Here is an 18,936-nt window from a genome sequence, read left to right on the forward strand (position 1 = left end):
TTAATTTTAATTATATCTCTTTTCAATTTCCTCTAAACTCATGCCTTTGGTTTCAAAAACAATGTATTTTGCAAAAAGTAAACCAAGTAAAACTACCACCATATAGATGGCAAATATTCCCCCATTTGTACCGAGCGAAGTTGCTGCTAAAATTGGAAACGAATAAGCTACACCTGCATCAAAAAGCCAGTGATTGAAACTTCCCATACTTGAAGCAAAGCCTCTGATTTTTAGTGGATAAATTTCTGAAATTAACAACCAACCCAGTGGCCCAAGGCTAATTGCAAAGAAGATAATATATACATATACCCCTCCGATAAGCATCACCTTACTAAGCTCTGGACTAAGAGAATCCTTCATAAAGAAAGCTAAACCCACTGTTCCTAAGCAAATTGCGGTACCGATAAGACCTGTGTAAAGAATTTGTTTTCTGCCAAACTTATCCAAAATCATGATTGCCAAGAATGTGGATAACGTGTTGATAACTCCAACACCAACGGTTGCTAACTCCGCAGTTTTACCATCGGGAAATAGATTTTTGAAAATATCAGTTGAGAAATAAATGATGGCATTTATACCCGAAAACTGTTGAATAAAGAAAATACCAATTCCGATGAATAATGGAATACGTAAACGCTTGCTAAAAAGCATTTTCCAATCTCCCTTATTATGCTTTTCGTCTTCAATAATTTGTCTGGTTTGTGCAACTTCTGCTTGGGCTTGTTCTGGCGTACGCAATTTGTTCAGCACTTCAAGAGCTTCGGCATCTCTACCTTTACCAATTAACCAGCGTGGACTTTCTGGCACGAAAAACATTCCCACCATCAGAATAGCGGCAGGAATAAAGCCTGTCCAAAACATACTTCTCCAACCATCTGCTTGTTCGGCAAAGAAATAGCCAACAACATAAGAAAGTAGAATTCCGATAGTGATTGCTAATTGAAAGAACGTAACGAGTTGTCCGCGTTTTTCGGTTGGGGCAATTTCGGCTAAGTAAAGCGGAACAGTAGAAGCCACGATTCCAATGGCTAAACCTAAAAACAAGCGTCCGATAATTAAATAATCAACCGTTGGAGCAATTGCCGTAATGATAGAGCCTACCACAAAAACCAATGAGGCAATAATGTTAATTTTTTTACGTCCGAGAAGGTCAGTTAGTGGGCCACTAATAAAGGGGCCCGCCATTCCTCCAAATAATACAGCACTTACAATAAGACCCTCGGTTTCGGGTGATGGATTAAATTTCGCTCTAAGCGATGGAAGGGCTACATTAATAACGCCTGTATCGAAGCCAAAAAGAAGGCCACCAGTAGCCGCTACAGCTGCTATAAAATAGATGAGGGTGCTCTTATTCATCAAATAAAATTAGGTTAAGTAAGTATTAGAACTACAAATAAAACAAACTTTAGTGAAAAATGCCTAAATTTCGGACTAATTTGTAGGACAACCTCCAAAGTTGTTTTTGCTCCGATGTATTTAGAAAAAATCTACTTATCAAATTTCAAAAATTACGAAGAGGCTAATCATTCTTTTTCGAAGCATGTAAACTGTATTGTGGGCGAAAATGGCAGTGGAAAAACCAATTTGCTTGATGCGGTCTATTTTTTGGCTTTAAGTAAAAGTTCGATCCATAGCCAAGATGCTCTCAATATCAATCATGATGCTGATGTGATGATGGTTGACGGAATTTTTGATAAAAATGGTAAGAAACATCAAATTACCTGTTCGATACAAAGAGGTCAAAGGAAAGTATTATTGCACGATAAGAAGCCTTACGAACGTTTGTCCGACCACATTGGGCAGTTTCCTGTAGTTTTAATAGCACCTGATGATACGGAACTGATTAAAGATGGAAGCGAAGGCAGAAGACGTTTTTTTGATGGTGTATTATCGCAAATGGACAACATTTACTTGTCTGATTATCAGCAATATAACAAATTATTGGAGCAGCGAAATAGTCTTCTTAAAATTTTTTACGAACGAAATTTTCTTGACCAAGATTTACTCGATACTTACTCCGATCCATTGGTAAAATTAGCCATTCGAATTTTTGAGCAACGCCGAGAGTTTATCAAGAAATTTCTACCCATTTTTAAAAAACATTACCAAATTCTAAGCGAAGGACGTGAAGAGGTTGAAATTATTTATGAGTCGGAAGTGGCAAGTGGTGATTTTGTGAAAGAATTCAGACTTAATCGTCAGACCGACGTAAAAGCCCAACGCACCACCAAGGGAATTCATAAAGATGATTATGTTTTTGAAATAGACCGTTATCCTGTTAAAAAATTTGGTTCACAAGGGCAACAAAAATCGTTTGTAATGGCTTTGAGGTTAGCTCAATTTGAAATGCTCGAAGCATTAAGAGAAGTGAAACCTATCTTACTTTTAGATGATATTTTTGATAAACTTGATGACCGTCGTATTCAAAAACTAATAGAAAGTATTGATAATCAGACATTCGGGCAAGTATTTATCACCGACGCCCGCCCCGAAAGAACCGAAAAAATACTCGAAAACGTAAAAGCTGAAATAAATTATATTAGAACAAAATAGCGGCAAGGTATAAACCCTGCCGCTATTATTTATTTCATCTTCACAATCGTCACACCTTGTCCACCTCGGTCGGCGTGTTCGTCGGCTACGCCAGCCACTTGTTTATAGTTTCGGAGGTGTTGACGAATAAGTGTTCGTAAAATTCCATCACCTTTACCGTGTACGATTCTCAACTCAGGATATCCCAGCATAATTGCATCATTCATGAGGCTATCTACTTCTCCAAGTGCTTCTTCACTTCGTTTGCCACGCAAATCAACATTAAAGCTAAAATTCATCATTTTTTCGTTCATATCAATGCCCGAAATCTTAGCTTTAGGTGTTTCTTTAGTAGCTTCACGGAACTCTTTTTTACTCATTTTCTCTAAGCGATTAAGCTTGATATTAGTTTTGAGTGCTCCAATAGCCACTTCCGCATCTTTGCCTTTAATAGCAATAATTTCACCAATGGTATGCTGACCTTTGATGCGAACGTAATCGCCTAGATTTATGGCTCCAACACCCAATTCCCATTCCTCGCCCGCTGGAGCTTTGGTTTCTTCAACTTTCTGAACTTTGAGCTCTTTTTGCTCGAATTCTTGCAAATCTTGTCGAAGAAGCTTCGTGAGGTCTTTTTCGGCTTTGACCTCTTTTATTTCACGAATGGTATTTTCAATTTTACGATTCGCCTCCTTCAATAACTCCTTGGCTTGAGCTTTGGCTTCATTTAAGATTTTCTTTTTCTCAATTTCCAAGAAATTCTTTAAGCCATTATATTGTTCGAGCGTTGATGTAAGCTTTTGGTTCTTCTCTATAAACTCTTTGTTTTTTTCTGAGAAAACTTTGCGTTCTATTTCAAGTTCTTTGATAAGTTTCTCAAAATCAATTTGTTGAGTACCCAATTTCCTTTTGGCATTATCGACAATCTGCTTCGATAGTCCAATTTTTTGAGCTACTTCTAAAGCAAACGAACTACCCGGTTTTCCGATTTCAAGCTCATAGAGCGGCTCTAAATGCTCAGCATCGAATTTCATGGCTCCATTGATAGTGCCATTGTGTTTATCAGCAAAAACCTTGAGGTTGGTGTAGTGTGTATTGATTACCCCAAAAGCATTTGATTTTAGTAATTGTTCAAGAATCGACTCGGCGATGGCTCCTCCCAAACTTGGTTCCGTACCAGTTCCGAACTCATCAATTAAAAACAACGTGAATTTATTCGAAAAATTGACAAAATACTTCATGTTCGTTAGGTGCGAACTATAGGTACTCAAATCGTTTTCGATGCTTTGCTCGTCGCCAATATCAATGAAAATATTTTTGAAAACACCTACTTTCGAATCAGGCGAGGTTGGTACCAATAAACCACATTGTGCCATGTATTGCACCAAACCAATGGTTTTGAGCATCACAGATTTTCCCCCTGCATTGGGGCCCGAAACCAAAACAATTCTATTGTCTTTATCTATTTTTACTGAAAGTGGGATAACATCTTTACCCAATTTTCGGAAAGATAAATGCAATAAAGGGTGCTTAGCACGATACCATCCAAGGGCTTGTCCATCAACCAAAAATGGAGCAGTGGCATCAATCTCTAAGGCAAACTTAGCTTTTGCTCGTATGAAATCAATGATGCCGAGAAAAAGATAGGCTTTACGTAAGGCGGGTACATGCGGACGAATGAAATCGGTTAGACGTTCGAGAATTTTTATAATCTCACGACGTTCACGAGATTCCAATTCTCTGATTTCATTATTGGCTTCTAAAACTTCAGCAGGTTCAATAAATGCCATTTGTCCAGTAGCAGATTCATCATGCACAAAGCCTTTCAGTTTGCGTTTGTGTTCAGACAAAATTGGAATTACCATGCGACCATCACGAATCGTAAGCGACATGTCATCGCCAATCCAACCGCTGTTTCGGGCGGTGCGGAGTATGCGTTCTAGTGTTCTACGTAGGTCGCTTTGTTCAGAAAGTAATCGACGCCGAATATCCATCAACTCGGGTGAGGCATTATCTCTAACCCTTCCCCTTTCATCTATTATCTTGTCAATTTGCGAAATAACAGAGGCCCAACCATCAAGTCCGCTCTTTCCATCTTCCGAAACTGGCAATGAATTATTGACCAATGTTTTTAGTTCTGGATAGATGTGTTCTTCTTTATTTTTGAAGAAATGAATGATTTGTTGAATCGTTCGGAGCGAAAGTTTGATTTCAAAAAATTGTTCTTCGCTTACAAAAGCTCCTTGAATAGCTGCACGAGAAAGAGCCTCGCTTACGTCAATATAGTTTTGCTCTGGAAAATCTGATTCAGTTTGAAGAATGAGTTTAAATTCAGCGGCTTGTCGAATCAATCGGTCGATGATTTTAAAGTCGTCAGAAAATCTTATTTTTTCAACAAAAGCACGGCCAAGCGAACTAATACATTGCTCGGCGATATGTTCACGAATCTTATCAAAACCTAACTTTTGTTCAATATTTTGGGGGTAAAGCATGAAAATTTTTTATAAATAAAATAGCACTGGTAATAGTTTTTAGCTTGTCACTTAGCTCATTATCAACTAACTATTTACAGTTTTAGTTTTTTGAAATACAAATTTATCACAAATTTCTGTATTGTTAAGACTTGGCTAGCTTTTGCTCGTTCAAGAAATTGGTATTTTCTTGCAAACAAAAAAGGGTGAGATTTACATCCCACCCTTCAATATTATATCTATTTGATTATTATAAGCCAAATTTTGCTGAAAGTTCCAACATTCTTTCGATTGGTTTACGTGCATCATCGAGCATTTCGCTTGGTAAGATAATCTCAGGTGTTTCGTCTCTTAAACATAAGTAAAGTTTTTCGAGTGTGTTCAGCTTCATGTGTGGACAATCTGAGCAAGCTTTGCAAGAATGACCATTTTTTGAAGTTGGGGCTACATAAAATTTCTTTTGTGGAGCCGCTTTACGCATTTGGTGTAAAATTCCCGATTCAGTAGCCACAATAAACTCTTGTTGTGAACTATTTATTACGTGTTTGAGTAATCCTGTGGTTGAACCAATGTAATCAGCCAATTTCAATACCGATTCTTCGCTTTCCGGGTGAGCTACTACTTCAGCAGTTGGGTGTTTAGCCTTGAGGTCGGTAATCATTTTTCCTGAAAAAGTCTCATGAACCATACACGCACCATCCCAAAGCAACATATTTCGGCCAGTTACTCGATTGATGTAGCCGCCCAAGTTTTTATCAGGAGCAAAAATTATTTTTTGGTCTTTCGGAAAACTTTCAACGATTTTTACCGCATTACTACTCGTACAAACTACATCAGTCAGTGTTTTTAACTCAGCCGAGCAATTTACATAAGAAATGACAATATGGTCAGGGTGTTGGTCTTTAAATGCTTTAAATTCCGCATAAGGAGCGGATTCTTCGAGCGAACAACCTGCGTTAAAATCAGGCAAAACCACTTTCTTGTTTGGCGAAAGTATTTTTGCTGTTTCAGCCATGAAGCGTACACCCGCAAAAACAATCATATCAGCATCAGTTTTGGCAGCTTGTTGCGAAAGCCCTAAGCTATCGCCAATATAATCGGCAATATCCTGAATCTCAGGGATTTGGTAATAATGAACCAATAAAACAGCATTTTTTTCTTTTTTCAACCGAGCAATTTCGGCAACATAATCAATTTTTTCAGCGACCATCTTAAACTATGATTTATCAGATTTTTATGATTGTTTTTGTCTTTCTTTATTATTTACAAGCAAATTCCCAAGTTTTATACATACTTACATTGCCTGATTTATCGGAGTATATTTCTTTAATTTTATTCCCCTTCAAATCATATTCAAAAGTACGAATAGCGATTACTTCATTGTTATAAAAATAATTTTCTTTGGTCATTTGTCCTTTAACATCGTATTCGTATGTAAAATAATAATCTATTTGCCCTTTTCCATTGATACGTGTTTTTTGAGCTAATTTTCCAGCCTCATCATAAGCGTATTTGGTTTCGGCAAAAACTTCATTATTTCTTAAAGTTTTATCTCGGAGCAAAAGCCCCTTCGCATCATACACATAATCAGTTTGTGTAGTTGTTTTATCCGTAGCATCGAAATGCACTTCTTGCGTAGGTTTTCCTTGCGAATTATAAGTTTTTAAATCAGAAATAAGCACTTTCCCCGATTGGTCTTTTAAAATTTTTGAAAGCACTTGACCCTTTGCATTTGAAGTTGACACCTCACGGAAAGCTTCCGTTTTACCATCTTCGGCAAAGAAGATCGCTACTTTTTCTGTACCGTCATTTGATAATGTATTACTTGAAAGCAAATTTAAACCTTTACTTACCGATTCTTTCAAAACTTGTCCTTTAGCATCATATTCCTTTTTAGTTACTTTCAAAACCTCATTGTTTCTCTTGTAAGTAATAGAATTATTTTTGCCAGAAATATCATAAGTGTAGAGATACTCTTCCGAATAATTACCTGTATTTTTGCTCGAAAAAGACTTAAATTCTTTCAAAAGTTTGCCAGAAACGTCATAGGTTTTAGAAACTTCTTGTTCCTTAAGTCCTTGACGATAAAAGGTATATTTAGTGTCAGAGCAATTGGTGGCTACCACTAATTCAGTTTGTGCAGAGGCTAAAAAAGGAAATAAACCTAAAACTATTTTGATAAATTTCATGTCTAACTATTATTGGTGGTGCAATTCGAAGAACTGCTTTTATATATAAACACTATTTTTAGCTGATTAGCTATACGAAATTACTACTTTTCGAATAAAGATTGCTATTGAATATTATTCAACGGCAAAGATTATATATTATTTAGACAAAATTTAGAAAATACGTAACACAAATTTTAAACGAATAGAATGACAACAAAGTTTTTGAAGCAATCGGTTTTAACGCTCGGATTAACAGTGGTGATATTAGCTTGTGGAGATTCGGTTTCAAAAAAGGTGTATAAATCGCCCGATGAAGAATTTGGTGAGCTTTTCAAAGAAGTACAACTAAAAGCGATATTCCCCGATTCTAAAACATTTGCCGATGCGAGCCCAAAGGGAAAGGCAGAAGAAGTATTGAAGCGATATGAGGAAGAAAAATCGAAGCCAAATTTCAATTTGAAGCGTTTTGTCATGGAAAACTTTACGTTTTCTTCGCCCAATTCTAAATATGTCAGCAATGTAAAACTTTCTCCGCAAGAACATATCAATGAATTATGGAGTGTTTTAACTAGAAAAACGAAGGAATCTTCGGGTACGCTTGTTCCTTTAGTTAAGCCCTATCTTGTTCAAAGTGGAGCAGCAAGCGAAACCTATTATTGGGACAATTATTTTATGATGTTAGGCCTACAAGCCGCAGGTAAAGATACATTAATGGCGAACACGGTCTTGAACTTTGCCCAACTGATTCAAGATTATGGACACGTGCCGACTGGCAATCGTAGTTATTATTTTAGCCGTTCTCAACCACCATTTTTTGCTTCTATGGTAAAGATGTTGGCACAAACGAAAGGTTTTGAAGATAAACTTATCAAAACCTTACCGCAAATACAGAAGGAATATCAATATTGGATGTCGGTAGATAAAGGTACTGATGATGCTCAAAAACAAAATGAAGCTCGTAAAAAAGGCGAAAAAGCTTATAGAAAAGTAGTGTTTGTTGGCAAAAATGATGTATTAAATCGTTACTTTGATGACAATGACACTCCACGTCCAGAAGCATATCGAGAAGATATAGTCTTTGCTAGTAAAATAAGTGGGCGAAAAGCCAATCAAGTTTACCGTGATTTGCGTTCGGGTATCGAATCAGGTTGGAATTTTTCGAGTAGATGGCTTCGTGATGGTCAAAATATGTCAACTATTCACACAACTGATATTTTACCAGTTGACCTAAATGCTATCTTATATGATTTAGAACTTACGCTTGCAAGTATTTATGAAGCAAATAACCAAACCGAATATGCTCAAAGCATGAGACAGCTAGCTAACAAACGTAAAATAGTATTTGATAAATACTTCTGGAATGAGTCGGCAGGTTTCTATTTCGACTACGATTTTGTAGTTGGAAAACAGATAGGTATTTATTCTTTGGCGGCGGTATATCCATTGTTTTTCAAATTAGCGAGCCAAACACAGGCAGAAAAAGTGGCCAAAATACTGGAAACACAATTCTTACAAGCAGGCGGACTCACAACAACGCTTAGCAAAACTGGTCAACAATGGGATGCTCCCAATGGTTGGGCTCCACTTCAATATTTAGCCATTCAAGGCCTTAGAAACTATGGTTTTAATGATTTAGCCAATAGAATCAAACAAAATTGGATTGCCAATAATCTTAAAGTTTATAAATCTACTGGTAAAATGCTTGATAAATATAATGTCTATGAAGAAATGGCTGGTGCAGAATATCCTGTTCAAGATGGATATGGTTGGACGAATGCCATTTTATTAAAACTACTTTCTGAGAAATAGTAAAGTTCTTACCAAAGAGGCACGGATTACATGAAGAGACACAGAGTATATTCTCCTTGAAACTTTGTGTAATTCGTGCCTTTGTGGTGAAAGATTATTTCACTCCAGCATTGGCTAAATCTTTATAGCCTCCACCAGTTAAGTTATAAATATACTTAAAACCTGCTTGTTGCAATATTGGAGCTGCTTTACTGCTACGTCCGCCAGCGGCACAGTAAACAAAAACAGGTTTGTTTTTATCTAACTTTTCTATCTGCTGCTTAAAATTAGCATCATTATAATTAATACATTTTGATGAGGCAATTTTGCCCGCTTCCCATTCTTGCGGTGTACGAACATCCAGTAGTTGGGCGTCTTTGGTAGTCTTTACTTTAGCGATAAACTCTTGTGGTGTAAGGTTTACTGTTTGGGCTTTTAAGGTTCCCAGTGTGCAAAATAAAAAGAATGTAATGAGATAAAAATAGTTTTTCATTCGTGCGTTTAAAGTTTATGTTAAATATTACTTCAAAAGTATTGAAATAAAATGACAATAAAAAAGAGCAAAAACCTAGGGTTTCTGCTCTTTTTTATTTCTAAACAATTTAAAAAAATTGTTCTATTATTATCTCAATTGGAATTGAACACGAGTATTTGTCTTTTTGCCATCAGGCGTAGTGTACTCTGTTTTTGGGTCTTCATCGCCTTGGCCATCATACGTCATACGAGCTTTGCTGATGCATTTTTTCTTCAAGAAGTAAGCATAAATTGCACATGCACGAAGTTTCGCTGAACGAAGATTTGTTGCGTTGCTTGCACCATCATTAAATGCTGAGATGTGTAAGATACTATCTGGGCATCTTTGCAATAATGAACAAACTCTGTCAAGTTTTTTGTATGAAGCTGGTTTCAATTTGTTTGTACCGCTATAGAACTCGATTCCTTGAGCTGCGAAAGTCAACTCATCTAATTCTGATTGTGAAATTTCGCAACCACTTGCAGTTCTGTATCCTTTCGGTACTAATTGACCATTTACATAACCTTCTGGACAACCATCGTTTGAGGCTAAACCAGCTAAGTCTGGACATTTATCTTGTGCATCTGCTACACCATCTTTATCACGGTCAGGGCAACCTTTTGCCGAAGCAACACCTTTGATAGTTGGACAAGCATCATCTTTATCAGCGATGCCATCACCGTCAGTATCTGGGCAACCATTCAATGAAGCAGGACCAGCTTCATTAGGGCATGCATCATCTTTATCAGCAATACCATCTCCGTCTGAATCTGGGCAACCTTTCAATGCTTTTACTCCAGCAACATCTGGACAGGCATCGTCTTTATCAGCTACACCATCTTTGTCACGGTCAGGACAACCTTTCAATGCAATTGTACCAACTTGTGTTGGACACTCATCATCTTTATCAGCGATACCATCACCGTCAGTATCTGGGCAACCTTTCAATGCCATTGGGCCAGCTTGAGTTGGGCAAGCATCATCTTTGTCAGGAATACCGTCGCCGTCAGTATCAGGACAGCCTTGGAATTTACGTAAACCTTTTTCAGTTGGACAAGCATCACAACGGTCAACAACACCATCTTTATCGCCATCTTTATCACCAAAACGGTAAGAACCAAGTAAGTTAGCTACTAAGTAACCATCGTTATATGCTTTTCCGTTTGGTTCAAATGCTGTACCCGTTCCAAGGGCAGTTGTAGAAAGTTTCGTACCATCTAAATAGTCAGAGAAAGCATAGCGGTAGCCAACTTCAGCTCCGATAGTCCATCTTTCTGCAACGTTATACTTCAAACCAACCCCGAAAGGAAGAACTAAAGCAGCTTTTTTCAAATTTGCTTGGTCTTGGTCAAATAAACGTGCAACTACATACTTACGAGGATCATCATCTTGTAGTGACGCATTTTGTGCAGTAACAGTTGGATTTGTGAAAGCAACACCTACTCCACCAAATAAGTAAGGAGAAAGTGTTCGGCGGAATGTTCCATCACAAGTATATTTTCTTTCTTTTAAAGGGTAGAATTCTCCTAATAAAGATAATTCGGTCAAAGGTGTTTTGAATTTCAAACGGCGATAGTCCCATCTGCCATCTGGTTGATCAAGGTCATTTCCTGCTAAACGCCCAAATAGAATTTGAGCTCGTGCAGCAAAATAATCATTGATGTGGCGACGAACAAAAGCACCAATCATAATACTGTTAGCCGAAGCATAAGGCTTGCTACAGTGCATATCACCAAAATACTGATTGACACCAAGCGGAATACCAACTTCCCACTTATAAGGTTTACACACCTTACAAGAATCTTGTGCCTGAGTTGTTAGCGATAAGGTCAATAACGCTACAAAAAGGAATGTTACCTTCTTCATGTTGGGGGAATTTTATTGTTTTCTTCTAAGAAATAATATTAAAATTGGACTAATCAGCGGATTTTAAGTCACAATTTATCTGTAATCTTTAGCAAAGAAAAAAAAAAATGTTAGAAATTTCTACAAAAAACTATATTATTTATCCAAAAATGATTAATCGGCCATTATTTGTTCAATCAATAATTCCGGCCAAGTCAATAATGAAGGCATATTCCATCGCTACTTCTTTAAGTGAGGCAAATCTGCCAGAGGCACCACCATGTCCAGCTTCCATGTTGGTGTGCATTAATAAAATATTATTGTCGGTTTTCATTGTACGGAGTTTAGCAACCCATTTGGCCGGCTCAAAATACTGTACTTGCGAATCATGCAGACCAGTTGTTACGAGTAAATTAGGATAGTCCTTTGTCTCGACGTTATCGTAAGGCGAATAAGATAACATATACTCATAAGAATCCTTATTTTTAGGATTTCCCCATTCTTCAAATTCGCCTGTTGTAAGCGGAATTGTTTCATCGAGCATTGTTGTTACGACATCGACAAATGGCACGGCTGCCACAACACCACGGTACAAGTCTGGTCGAAGATTGATGATGGCTCCCATCAGAAGCCCACCCGCACTGCCACCGAGTGCAAAAAGTTTTTCAGGGCTACAGTATTTGTTTTTGATTAGAAAATCCGAACAGTCAATAAAATCATAAAAAGTATTCATTTTCTTGAACATCTTTCCATTTTCGTACCATTCTCTCCCCATTTCTTGTCCACCTCTAATGTGGGCAATAGCGTACACAAAACCTCGGTCAAGCAAACTCAAGCGACTCGAACCAAAAGTGGCATCAGTCGAATAACCATAAGAGCCGTAGGAATATTGTAAAAGTGGTGCTGTTCCATTAAGCTTTGTGCCTTTTCGGTAAACTATCGAGACAGGTACTTTTGCTCCATCACGTACGGTCACGAATACCCTTTCTGAAACATAGTTTTCTTTATCAAATCCTCCCAAAACAGTTTGTTGTTTCTTTAATTCCTTGGTTTGGGCATTCATGTCATAATCAAATGTTGAATTTGGTGTAGTTAGCGAAGTATAGCTGTAACGAAGAATATTGGTATCAAAACTTGGGTTTGAGCCAATGTTTGCATCGTAAGCAGGTTCGCCAAAGTTGAGGTAATACTCTGCCTTTGTTGAATGATTAATGATACGAAGCTGGCTAAGACCTTGATTTTTCTCTTGAACGACTAAATGATTTTTGAAAACCTCAATTCCTTCTAAATAAACCTCTGGACGATGCTCAATGACGGTCTTCCATTTTGATTTATCGCTGGTTTCATACTCATTAACTTCCATTAATTTGAAATTAAAAGCATTATTAATATTGGTTTTTACGTAAAATTTATCTTCAAAATGCTCAATATCGTATTCGTGTCCACGCTCACGAGAGAGAAATGTTCTGAACTCTCCCCCTGGATTTCCTGCTTCCAAAAGTTGATATTCGGAAGCAATTCCGTTGTGGTCGCTACCGATGGCTATATACTTTTTCGATTTCATTCGGTAAAGACCCATGTAGTATTGGTTGTCTTTTTCTTCATAAACCAAGACATCGGTTTTTACGTCAGTTCCTAAAACATGTCGCCAAACCTGATAGCCCAGTAGGGTCTTTTGGTCACGGAGTATATAAAAAAAGGTTTTGTTATCAGCCGCCCAAGCGTAGCTTCCACCTTCTGTATTTTTAATTTGGTCTTTATAGATTTCGCCAGTTTTTAGATTTTTAAATCTCACTGTGTAGTTGCGTCGGCTTATGGTATCGACACCATAAGCAATGATTTCATCATTATCCGTAATCTCGTAGCCACCGATGCTGAAATACTTTTTGCCTTTACCCATTTCATTGCCATCAAGCAGAATTTCTTCTGTCGCATTGAGGTTGCCTTTTTTCCGACAATAAACAGGATATTCTCCTCCTTCTACATATTTTACATAATAAAAGTATTCACCATCTTTTACAGGAACTGATTCATCTTGCTCTTTGATTCTGCCCTTCATTTCCTCAAAAAGCTTTTCTTGTAAAGGCTTTATGGGCAACATTACTTTGTCTAAATACTGATTTTCTGCATTCAGATATGCAATCACATCAGGATTTTCGGGGTCATTGAGCCAATAATAATTATCAATGCGAGTGTGGTTGTGGGTAATTATTTCTTTCGGTTTTACTTCTACAGTTGGGGCGATTAAGCCTGCGTTCGTCATATTTGGTTGGATACTCATATCTTGAAAATAGTTTTTACAAATAATAATTTTTTGAAATGGTAATCTCAAAAAATTCAACAAAAGTAAACGATATTTTCTACCATTGGGTCAAAAATATTTTGAGTGAGATTACTGTTTTTTTGAAAAAAAAAAGACATTTTGTAGAAAAATAAAAAAATAACGATTTTTACAATTAATATTACGGGTAGAATCCGAAATTGTCATCTATACAAATTATAACCATCAATAAATCTAATGAAAAAACAGAGTTTTGCGATAATCGTCTTGGTAATCATTGCTGCTCTTTCTTCGTTTAAAATAAAGAGAGATAGCCTCGAAGAAATATTTATCAAAATCAATCAAGATGTGCTTTATCGTGGGCGTTCTTATGAGACACTCGGTGAAGCAACCTCAACCATTGGTCATCGACTTACAGGCAGCACCAACGGCAAAAAAGCAGAAGAATATGCCTATAAACTATTCAAAGAATACGGCTTCGTTGATGTTAAGTATTTGCCTTTCGAGGTTGAGTCTTGGGCGAGAGATACAGTAAGTTTGGCAATCGTACCAAAAGGTAGCGATAACTTCCGTGATGTAGAGGTAGTAGCTTTGGCTCATTCGCCTGTTTCTTCGCATTTACAAGGGCCAATCGTTGATTGTGGCGATGGAATTGAATCTGATTTTGAGAAAGTAAAAGCCGAAGTAAAAGGAAAAATTGCGTTGTTTAATATTAACATTCAATCACCCGAAAATAAAGGAAAGAAGAATCTACATCGTTCCGAAAAAACAGCTTTGGCCATCAAATACGGGGCTACTGGCGTAATCATTGCAAATGCTGTTGACGGTGGAGTGCTTTTGACAGGAACAGCGTCGGTAACTGGTGAGTTGATTCCGATTCCGGCTGTTTGTATTTCGGTAGAAAGTGGCAAAGCGATTCGCAAATGGATAAAAGACGAACCAAATTTGTTGGCAGTAATTGATATGCGAAATTTCAGTCGTCCAATCAGAGCCAGAAATGTAATTGCGACTCTTCCTGGAAGCTCAAAAAAATACAAAAAAGAGAAAATCATCATAGGTGGCCATTTAGATTCATGGGATTTGGCAACTGGTGCGATGGATAACGGTATAGGTTCTTTCACAATTCTGGACATTGCAAGGGTTTTCCAATCGCTAAACCTTCGCCCAAAACGCACCATCGAATTTGTAATGTTTATGGGTGAAGAGCAAGGATTACTTGGCTCGAAAGCAATGGTAAAAAAGTATAAAGAAGAAGGAAAAATCGACCAAGTTCAGTTGATGGTTAACCTCGATATGGTCAATAACGCCAAGGGCTTCAATTCAATGGGTCGCCCAGAATTGCAAAAGTTTTTTGATGAAATTGGTGCAAAAATCAAAGAAATTGATTCGACATACACTAATACGAATCGTAATTCTGCGGGTTTGCATTCTGACCATCAGCCATTTATGATTGAAGGTGTACCAGTTTGCTCGCCATCAGGGAATTTCCCAGTAAAAGCCTACAACTGCTACCACGCTAACTGCGACCGCTTCGATTTGATTGATAAAAAACAAATTGGTAATAACGTTCGCTTTACGGCAATGATGCTTTATGCTTTGGCTGAAGCCGAGGCTTTACCAGTGAAAAAAATGAACGACCAAGAAACCAAAGAGTTTTTGATTAAACAAAATCTTAAAAACGAATTGATTATTGGCAAAGACTGGCGTTGGGAACAATAATTTTTGAAATTTAGGCCACTAAAAAACTAAGCACTACTACGCCAATTTTCATTGAAAATTGGGGCTTAATTTCTTAGTGGCTATTATTTTATATTAATTTTCTATACAAACTTATGCTGTCAAAAACCTTCGGGGCTGCTGTTTATGGAGTAAATGCCACACTAATAACTGTTGAAGTAAGCGTCGTACAAGGTACAGGAATGGCAATTGTTGGTTTGCCCGATGGGGCTGTTAAAGAAAGCCAACAAAGAGTAGATGCTGCCCTGAAAAATTGTAATTATCAGATTTCTCGTCAAAAAACGGTCATCAATCTCGCACCTGCCGATATTCGTAAGGAAGGTTCGGCTTATGATTTGCCAATGGCCTTAGGCCTTTTGGCGGTTTCAGGACAAATCAGAACAAGCAAAAATTTAGAAGAATACGTTATCTTGGGCGAATTGGCCTTAGATGGTACACTTCGTCCAATCAAAGGGGTTTTGCCGATTGCCATTGAAGCTCGCCGAAACAAACTCAAAGGCTTTATCCTTCCTGCCGAAAATGCAATGGAAGCATCTATTGTAAATGCCTTAGATATTATTCCAGTAAATACACTCACCGAAGCCATTGAGTTTCTGACAGGTGCGAAAGAAATTGAGCCATTAGTTACCGACACGAGAGATATTTTCTTCAATTCAGTTGGCGAATACGATGCTGATTTCTCGCACGTACAAGGGCAAGAAAACATCAAACGAGCTATGGAAATTGCCGCCGCTGGTGGACATAACGTAATTATGATTGGCCCCCCAGGTGCAGGAAAAACGATGCTTGCGAAGCGTCTGCCGTCAATTTTACCACCTCTTACACTTCACGAAGCACTCGAAACAACAAAAATTCATTCGGTAGCAGGAAAGTTGGGGGTTAAAGCTTCTTTGATTGCTCGTCGACCTTTTCGCTCACCACATCATACTATCTCAGATGCCGCTTTGGTTGGTGGAGGAAGTTTCCCACAACCTGGTGAGATTTCGTTGGCACACAATGGTGTTTTATTTTTGGATGAATTACCTGAATTTAAACGAACAGTTTTGGAAGTGATGCGTCAGCCACTCGAAGAGCGAAAAGTGGTAATTTCTCGCACCAAACAAGCAGTTGATTTTCCTGCCAATTTTATGTTAGTAGCAAGCATGAATCCTTGTCCATGTGGGTATTATAATCACCCCGAAAAAGACTGTTCTTGTCCGCCAGGCACAGTTGGGAAATACCTCAATAAAATTTCAGGGCCACTTTTGGATAGAATAGACTTACACGTAGAAGTTACGCCCGTAAGTTTCGACCAGATTGCTTCCACACGAAAAAATGAAACATCAGCCGAAATTCGAGAACGAGTCATCAAGGCCCGTGAAATTCAGACGAAGCGTTTTGAGAATTACTCAGAAATACATTCAAATGCAATGATGCCACCCGAAATGGTGAAAGAAATCTGCGATATTGGCGAAGCTGGAAAAGCACTACTCAAAAAAGCAATGGAACGTCTCGGTCTTTCGGCACGTGCGTATGATAGAATCTTGAAAGTCAGTAGAACGATTGCTGATTTGGCAGGAACTGACGAAATCAGAATCGAACATTTGGCCGAAGCAATTCAGTATCGTAGTTTGGATAGAGAGAATTGGGCGGGATAATTTAAAATAAGTAAAGTTGAGAAAAAAATACTTATGTCTGTAATATTTTGTACAGCAAGGCGAAAAATTATTTATGGTGGTTTACAAACTTTAAAACCCCAAAGGTATCGATATTACAGTAGAATATATTCAAAAGCAGAGAAAACCTTTCTATTTAATGAAAGTTAATACTTCTAAAAGTGCAAGAATATTACAATGATGGTAATATAACTTTGAAGAATGATTACAGTAGGTTAGTCACATTTGTTTTGTATATCCATACTATAACTTTTAAGTCAAAATTTTTAAACGAATGGTTGTGTAAAAGAATTTTGTTAGAAGTCTCCACACCCCATTACCAGCATCAAATTAGAGTCGTGGGGTGCAAAAGAAAATACTGCAGAAAACGCCGTGCACTCCATCGTTTAGATTTCTCAGGAGTTAAAACAAATCTACTATTTTTAATCTACTGGTAATAGTAGAGACAAAAATACATGTTTCATTCCAAACTATATGAATGTAAAAAAGGATACTCTTCTTCATTTTTATAACTGATTTTCAAGTCATTTATTGATTTTGATAACCACTTGGTAATCTTATCCCTCTCTTCCCCCCACAGACAATCACATATATTTACAAAATTTAAACATTCTAATTTTAGCGTATTCAGTGACTGCAATACTTCCTGAGCAGATTTGCTATATGGTTTTGGTATTTAGGCTCTTTCTTTATTATGTCAAGATAAATTCAACAAACCTTTTAATAAGTATATTTCGATTTTTAAAAGACTCATTGTGACTTAAACTTCAATAAAAGAGTCAAATAAAATCACAAATATTTATTGATACATGTGATTGCCTGATATATACATATTAAAGATGACTCTTCCTTACTACAAATCCATCACAAGACTATTGGGTAGAAGTTTGACTATGGTCTTATTTCTGCTGTCCACAAGAGCTTTTAGTCAAAATTATCCCGTTACTTGTACTCCCATTGTCAAGCCGAGCTACTCTCTAAAATGGTCGGAGATTAGTACCAGTACCGATATGTTCAAGGTGCATTTATTGCTCAAAGACCTGACCAAACCTTCGGTGGATGTTTATTTAAAAATTCGTTTGGCGGGCGTTGGAGTAGATATTCGAACCGTGGATGGCTTTGTGCCCAATCAAACCTTAAAACTCATACCTGGGCAACCCATTTTGCTCAACGCCAGTGACTTAGTCGAGTATTTTAATATCTCGAATTTGGTCGTAGATGGTGTAGATTTTAGTGCCTTATACAGTGGTGGACGTTTGCCCGAAGGACTTTATACTTGGACGGTGGAAGCCTACGAAATTGACCGAAATCGTCAAGTATCGAATACAGGGATGGCTTTGATGAATGTATTCAAAAACTATCCACCCGTCATCAATCTTCCGCAGGATAGAGCGATTTTGCCAGTTACAACTCCCCAAAATGTTTTGTTTTCTTGGACAAGCCGCAGTACGGCTTCATTGAATGCGGCTCAGGGAAAAACCTATAAACTTAGAATTTATACTCTCAGCGGCGATGATGACCCAAATGTGATAGCCAATAGTGGCATTCAACCGATAGAAATTACCACCACAAATCCTTATTTCAGCTATGGAGCGGGGAATATTTCGCTTGAAAAGGGAAAACGCTACGCCGTACAGGTGCAAGAAGAAGATGTCAATGGGGCCGATGAGTATGAAAATGAGGGAAAAAGTCAAGTGGTTACTTTTAGCTATGGAAAGCCCTGCGTAGCTCCCGAAGGGATGGTGATTAATCCGATTGGCAAAGGAAGAGTAGAATTAACCTGTGAAGCCACTGCCGAAGATGCTGAGACCTATCCCATCACAGCTTGGTATAAAACACCCAAGACTTCGATTTGGAATTCTGTACCATTTAATGGTAACAGTGCAGTCATTAGTGGATTGAAAGATAAAACAGACTATGAGTTTAAGCTGAGTTCAGCTTG

Annotated in this window: 12 protein-coding genes; 5 read left to right on the forward strand and 7 right to left on the reverse strand. The window is 37.7% G+C overall.

What is annotated here, in order from left to right; all coding sequences use genetic code 11:
* Positions 1-6 precede the first annotated feature (6 nt).
* Entirely contained in the window at positions 7-1,356 is a 1,350-nt protein-coding gene (locus A6M55_RS16925) for a sugar porter family MFS transporter (protein WP_015028691.1), read from the reverse strand.
* Between the two features lie 114 nt (positions 1,357-1,470).
* Between A6M55_RS16925 and recF the strand changes: the two genes are divergently transcribed.
* Positions 1,471-2,553, forward strand: coding sequence for a DNA replication/repair protein RecF (gene recF, locus A6M55_RS16930; RefSeq protein WP_064198617.1), 1,083 nt, complete (start codon positions 1,471-1,473; stop codon positions 2,551-2,553).
* A 29-nt stretch (positions 2,554-2,582) separates the two neighbouring features.
* Here the strand turns inward: recF and A6M55_RS16935 are convergent, their stop codons facing one another.
* From A6M55_RS16935 to A6M55_RS16945, 3 genes are all read right to left on the reverse strand, one after another.
* Complete coding sequence (locus tag A6M55_RS16935) at positions 2,583-5,024, reverse strand: endonuclease MutS2 (RefSeq protein WP_064198618.1); 2,442 nt, start codon at positions 5,022-5,024, stop codon at positions 2,583-2,585.
* A gap of 229 nt (positions 5,025-5,253) precedes the next feature.
* Entirely contained in the window at positions 5,254-6,213 is a 960-nt protein-coding gene (gene nadA, locus A6M55_RS16940) for a quinolinate synthase NadA (protein ID WP_064198619.1), read from the reverse strand.
* A 49-nt stretch (positions 6,214-6,262) separates the two neighbouring features.
* On the reverse strand, positions 6,263-7,192 hold the full coding sequence (locus A6M55_RS16945) for a hypothetical protein (RefSeq protein WP_064198620.1): 930 nt from the start codon (positions 7,190-7,192) through the stop codon (positions 6,263-6,265).
* A gap of 189 nt (positions 7,193-7,381) precedes the next feature.
* Here A6M55_RS16945 and treF point away from each other — a divergent pair, with 189 nt between their 5' ends.
* Positions 7,382-8,983 carry an alpha,alpha-trehalase TreF gene (gene treF / locus A6M55_RS16950; RefSeq protein ID WP_064198621.1) on the forward strand — a complete coding sequence of 534 codons (1,602 nt, stop codon included), beginning with the start codon at positions 7,382-7,384 and terminating at the stop codon, positions 8,981-8,983.
* Positions 8,984-9,077: 94 nt separating this feature from the next.
* Here the strand turns inward: treF and A6M55_RS16955 are convergent, their stop codons facing one another.
* The 3 genes from A6M55_RS16955 to A6M55_RS16965 all read right to left on the reverse strand — a co-directional run bounded on the left by A6M55_RS16955 (position 9,078) and on the right by A6M55_RS16965 (position 13,602).
* Positions 9,078-9,455 carry a rhodanese-like domain-containing protein gene (locus tag A6M55_RS16955; RefSeq protein WP_015028697.1) on the reverse strand — a complete coding sequence of 126 codons (378 nt, stop codon included), beginning with the start codon at positions 9,453-9,455 and terminating at the stop codon, positions 9,078-9,080.
* A gap of 129 nt (positions 9,456-9,584) precedes the next feature.
* On the reverse strand, positions 9,585-11,342 hold the full coding sequence (locus tag A6M55_RS16960; protein WP_064198622.1) for a DUF6089 family protein: 1,758 nt from the start codon (positions 11,340-11,342) through the stop codon (positions 9,585-9,587).
* A 172-nt stretch (positions 11,343-11,514) separates the two neighbouring features.
* Entirely contained in the window at positions 11,515-13,602 is a 2,088-nt protein-coding gene (locus A6M55_RS16965; RefSeq protein ID WP_229235561.1) for a S9 family peptidase, read from the reverse strand.
* A 237-nt stretch (positions 13,603-13,839) separates the two neighbouring features.
* On the opposite strand from A6M55_RS16965, the gene A6M55_RS16970 reads away from it, so the two are divergent.
* The 3 genes from A6M55_RS16970 to A6M55_RS16980 form a co-directional block, all read left to right on the forward strand.
* Complete coding sequence (locus tag A6M55_RS16970) at positions 13,840-15,321, forward strand: M20/M25/M40 family metallo-hydrolase (protein WP_064198623.1); 1,482 nt, start codon at positions 13,840-13,842, stop codon at positions 15,319-15,321.
* 113 nt (positions 15,322-15,434) lie between these two features.
* Positions 15,435-16,976: a YifB family Mg chelatase-like AAA ATPase gene (locus A6M55_RS16975; RefSeq protein ID WP_064198624.1), complete on the forward strand. Its 1,542-nt coding sequence runs from the start codon at positions 15,435-15,437 to the stop codon at positions 16,974-16,976.
* An 857-nt stretch (positions 16,977-17,833) separates the two neighbouring features.
* Positions 17,834-18,936: fibronectin type III domain-containing protein (locus A6M55_RS16980; RefSeq protein ID WP_197491725.1), on the forward strand; the 1,103-nt coding region annotated here is incomplete at its 3' end.

This window comes from Emticicia sp. MM (assembly GCF_001649495.1).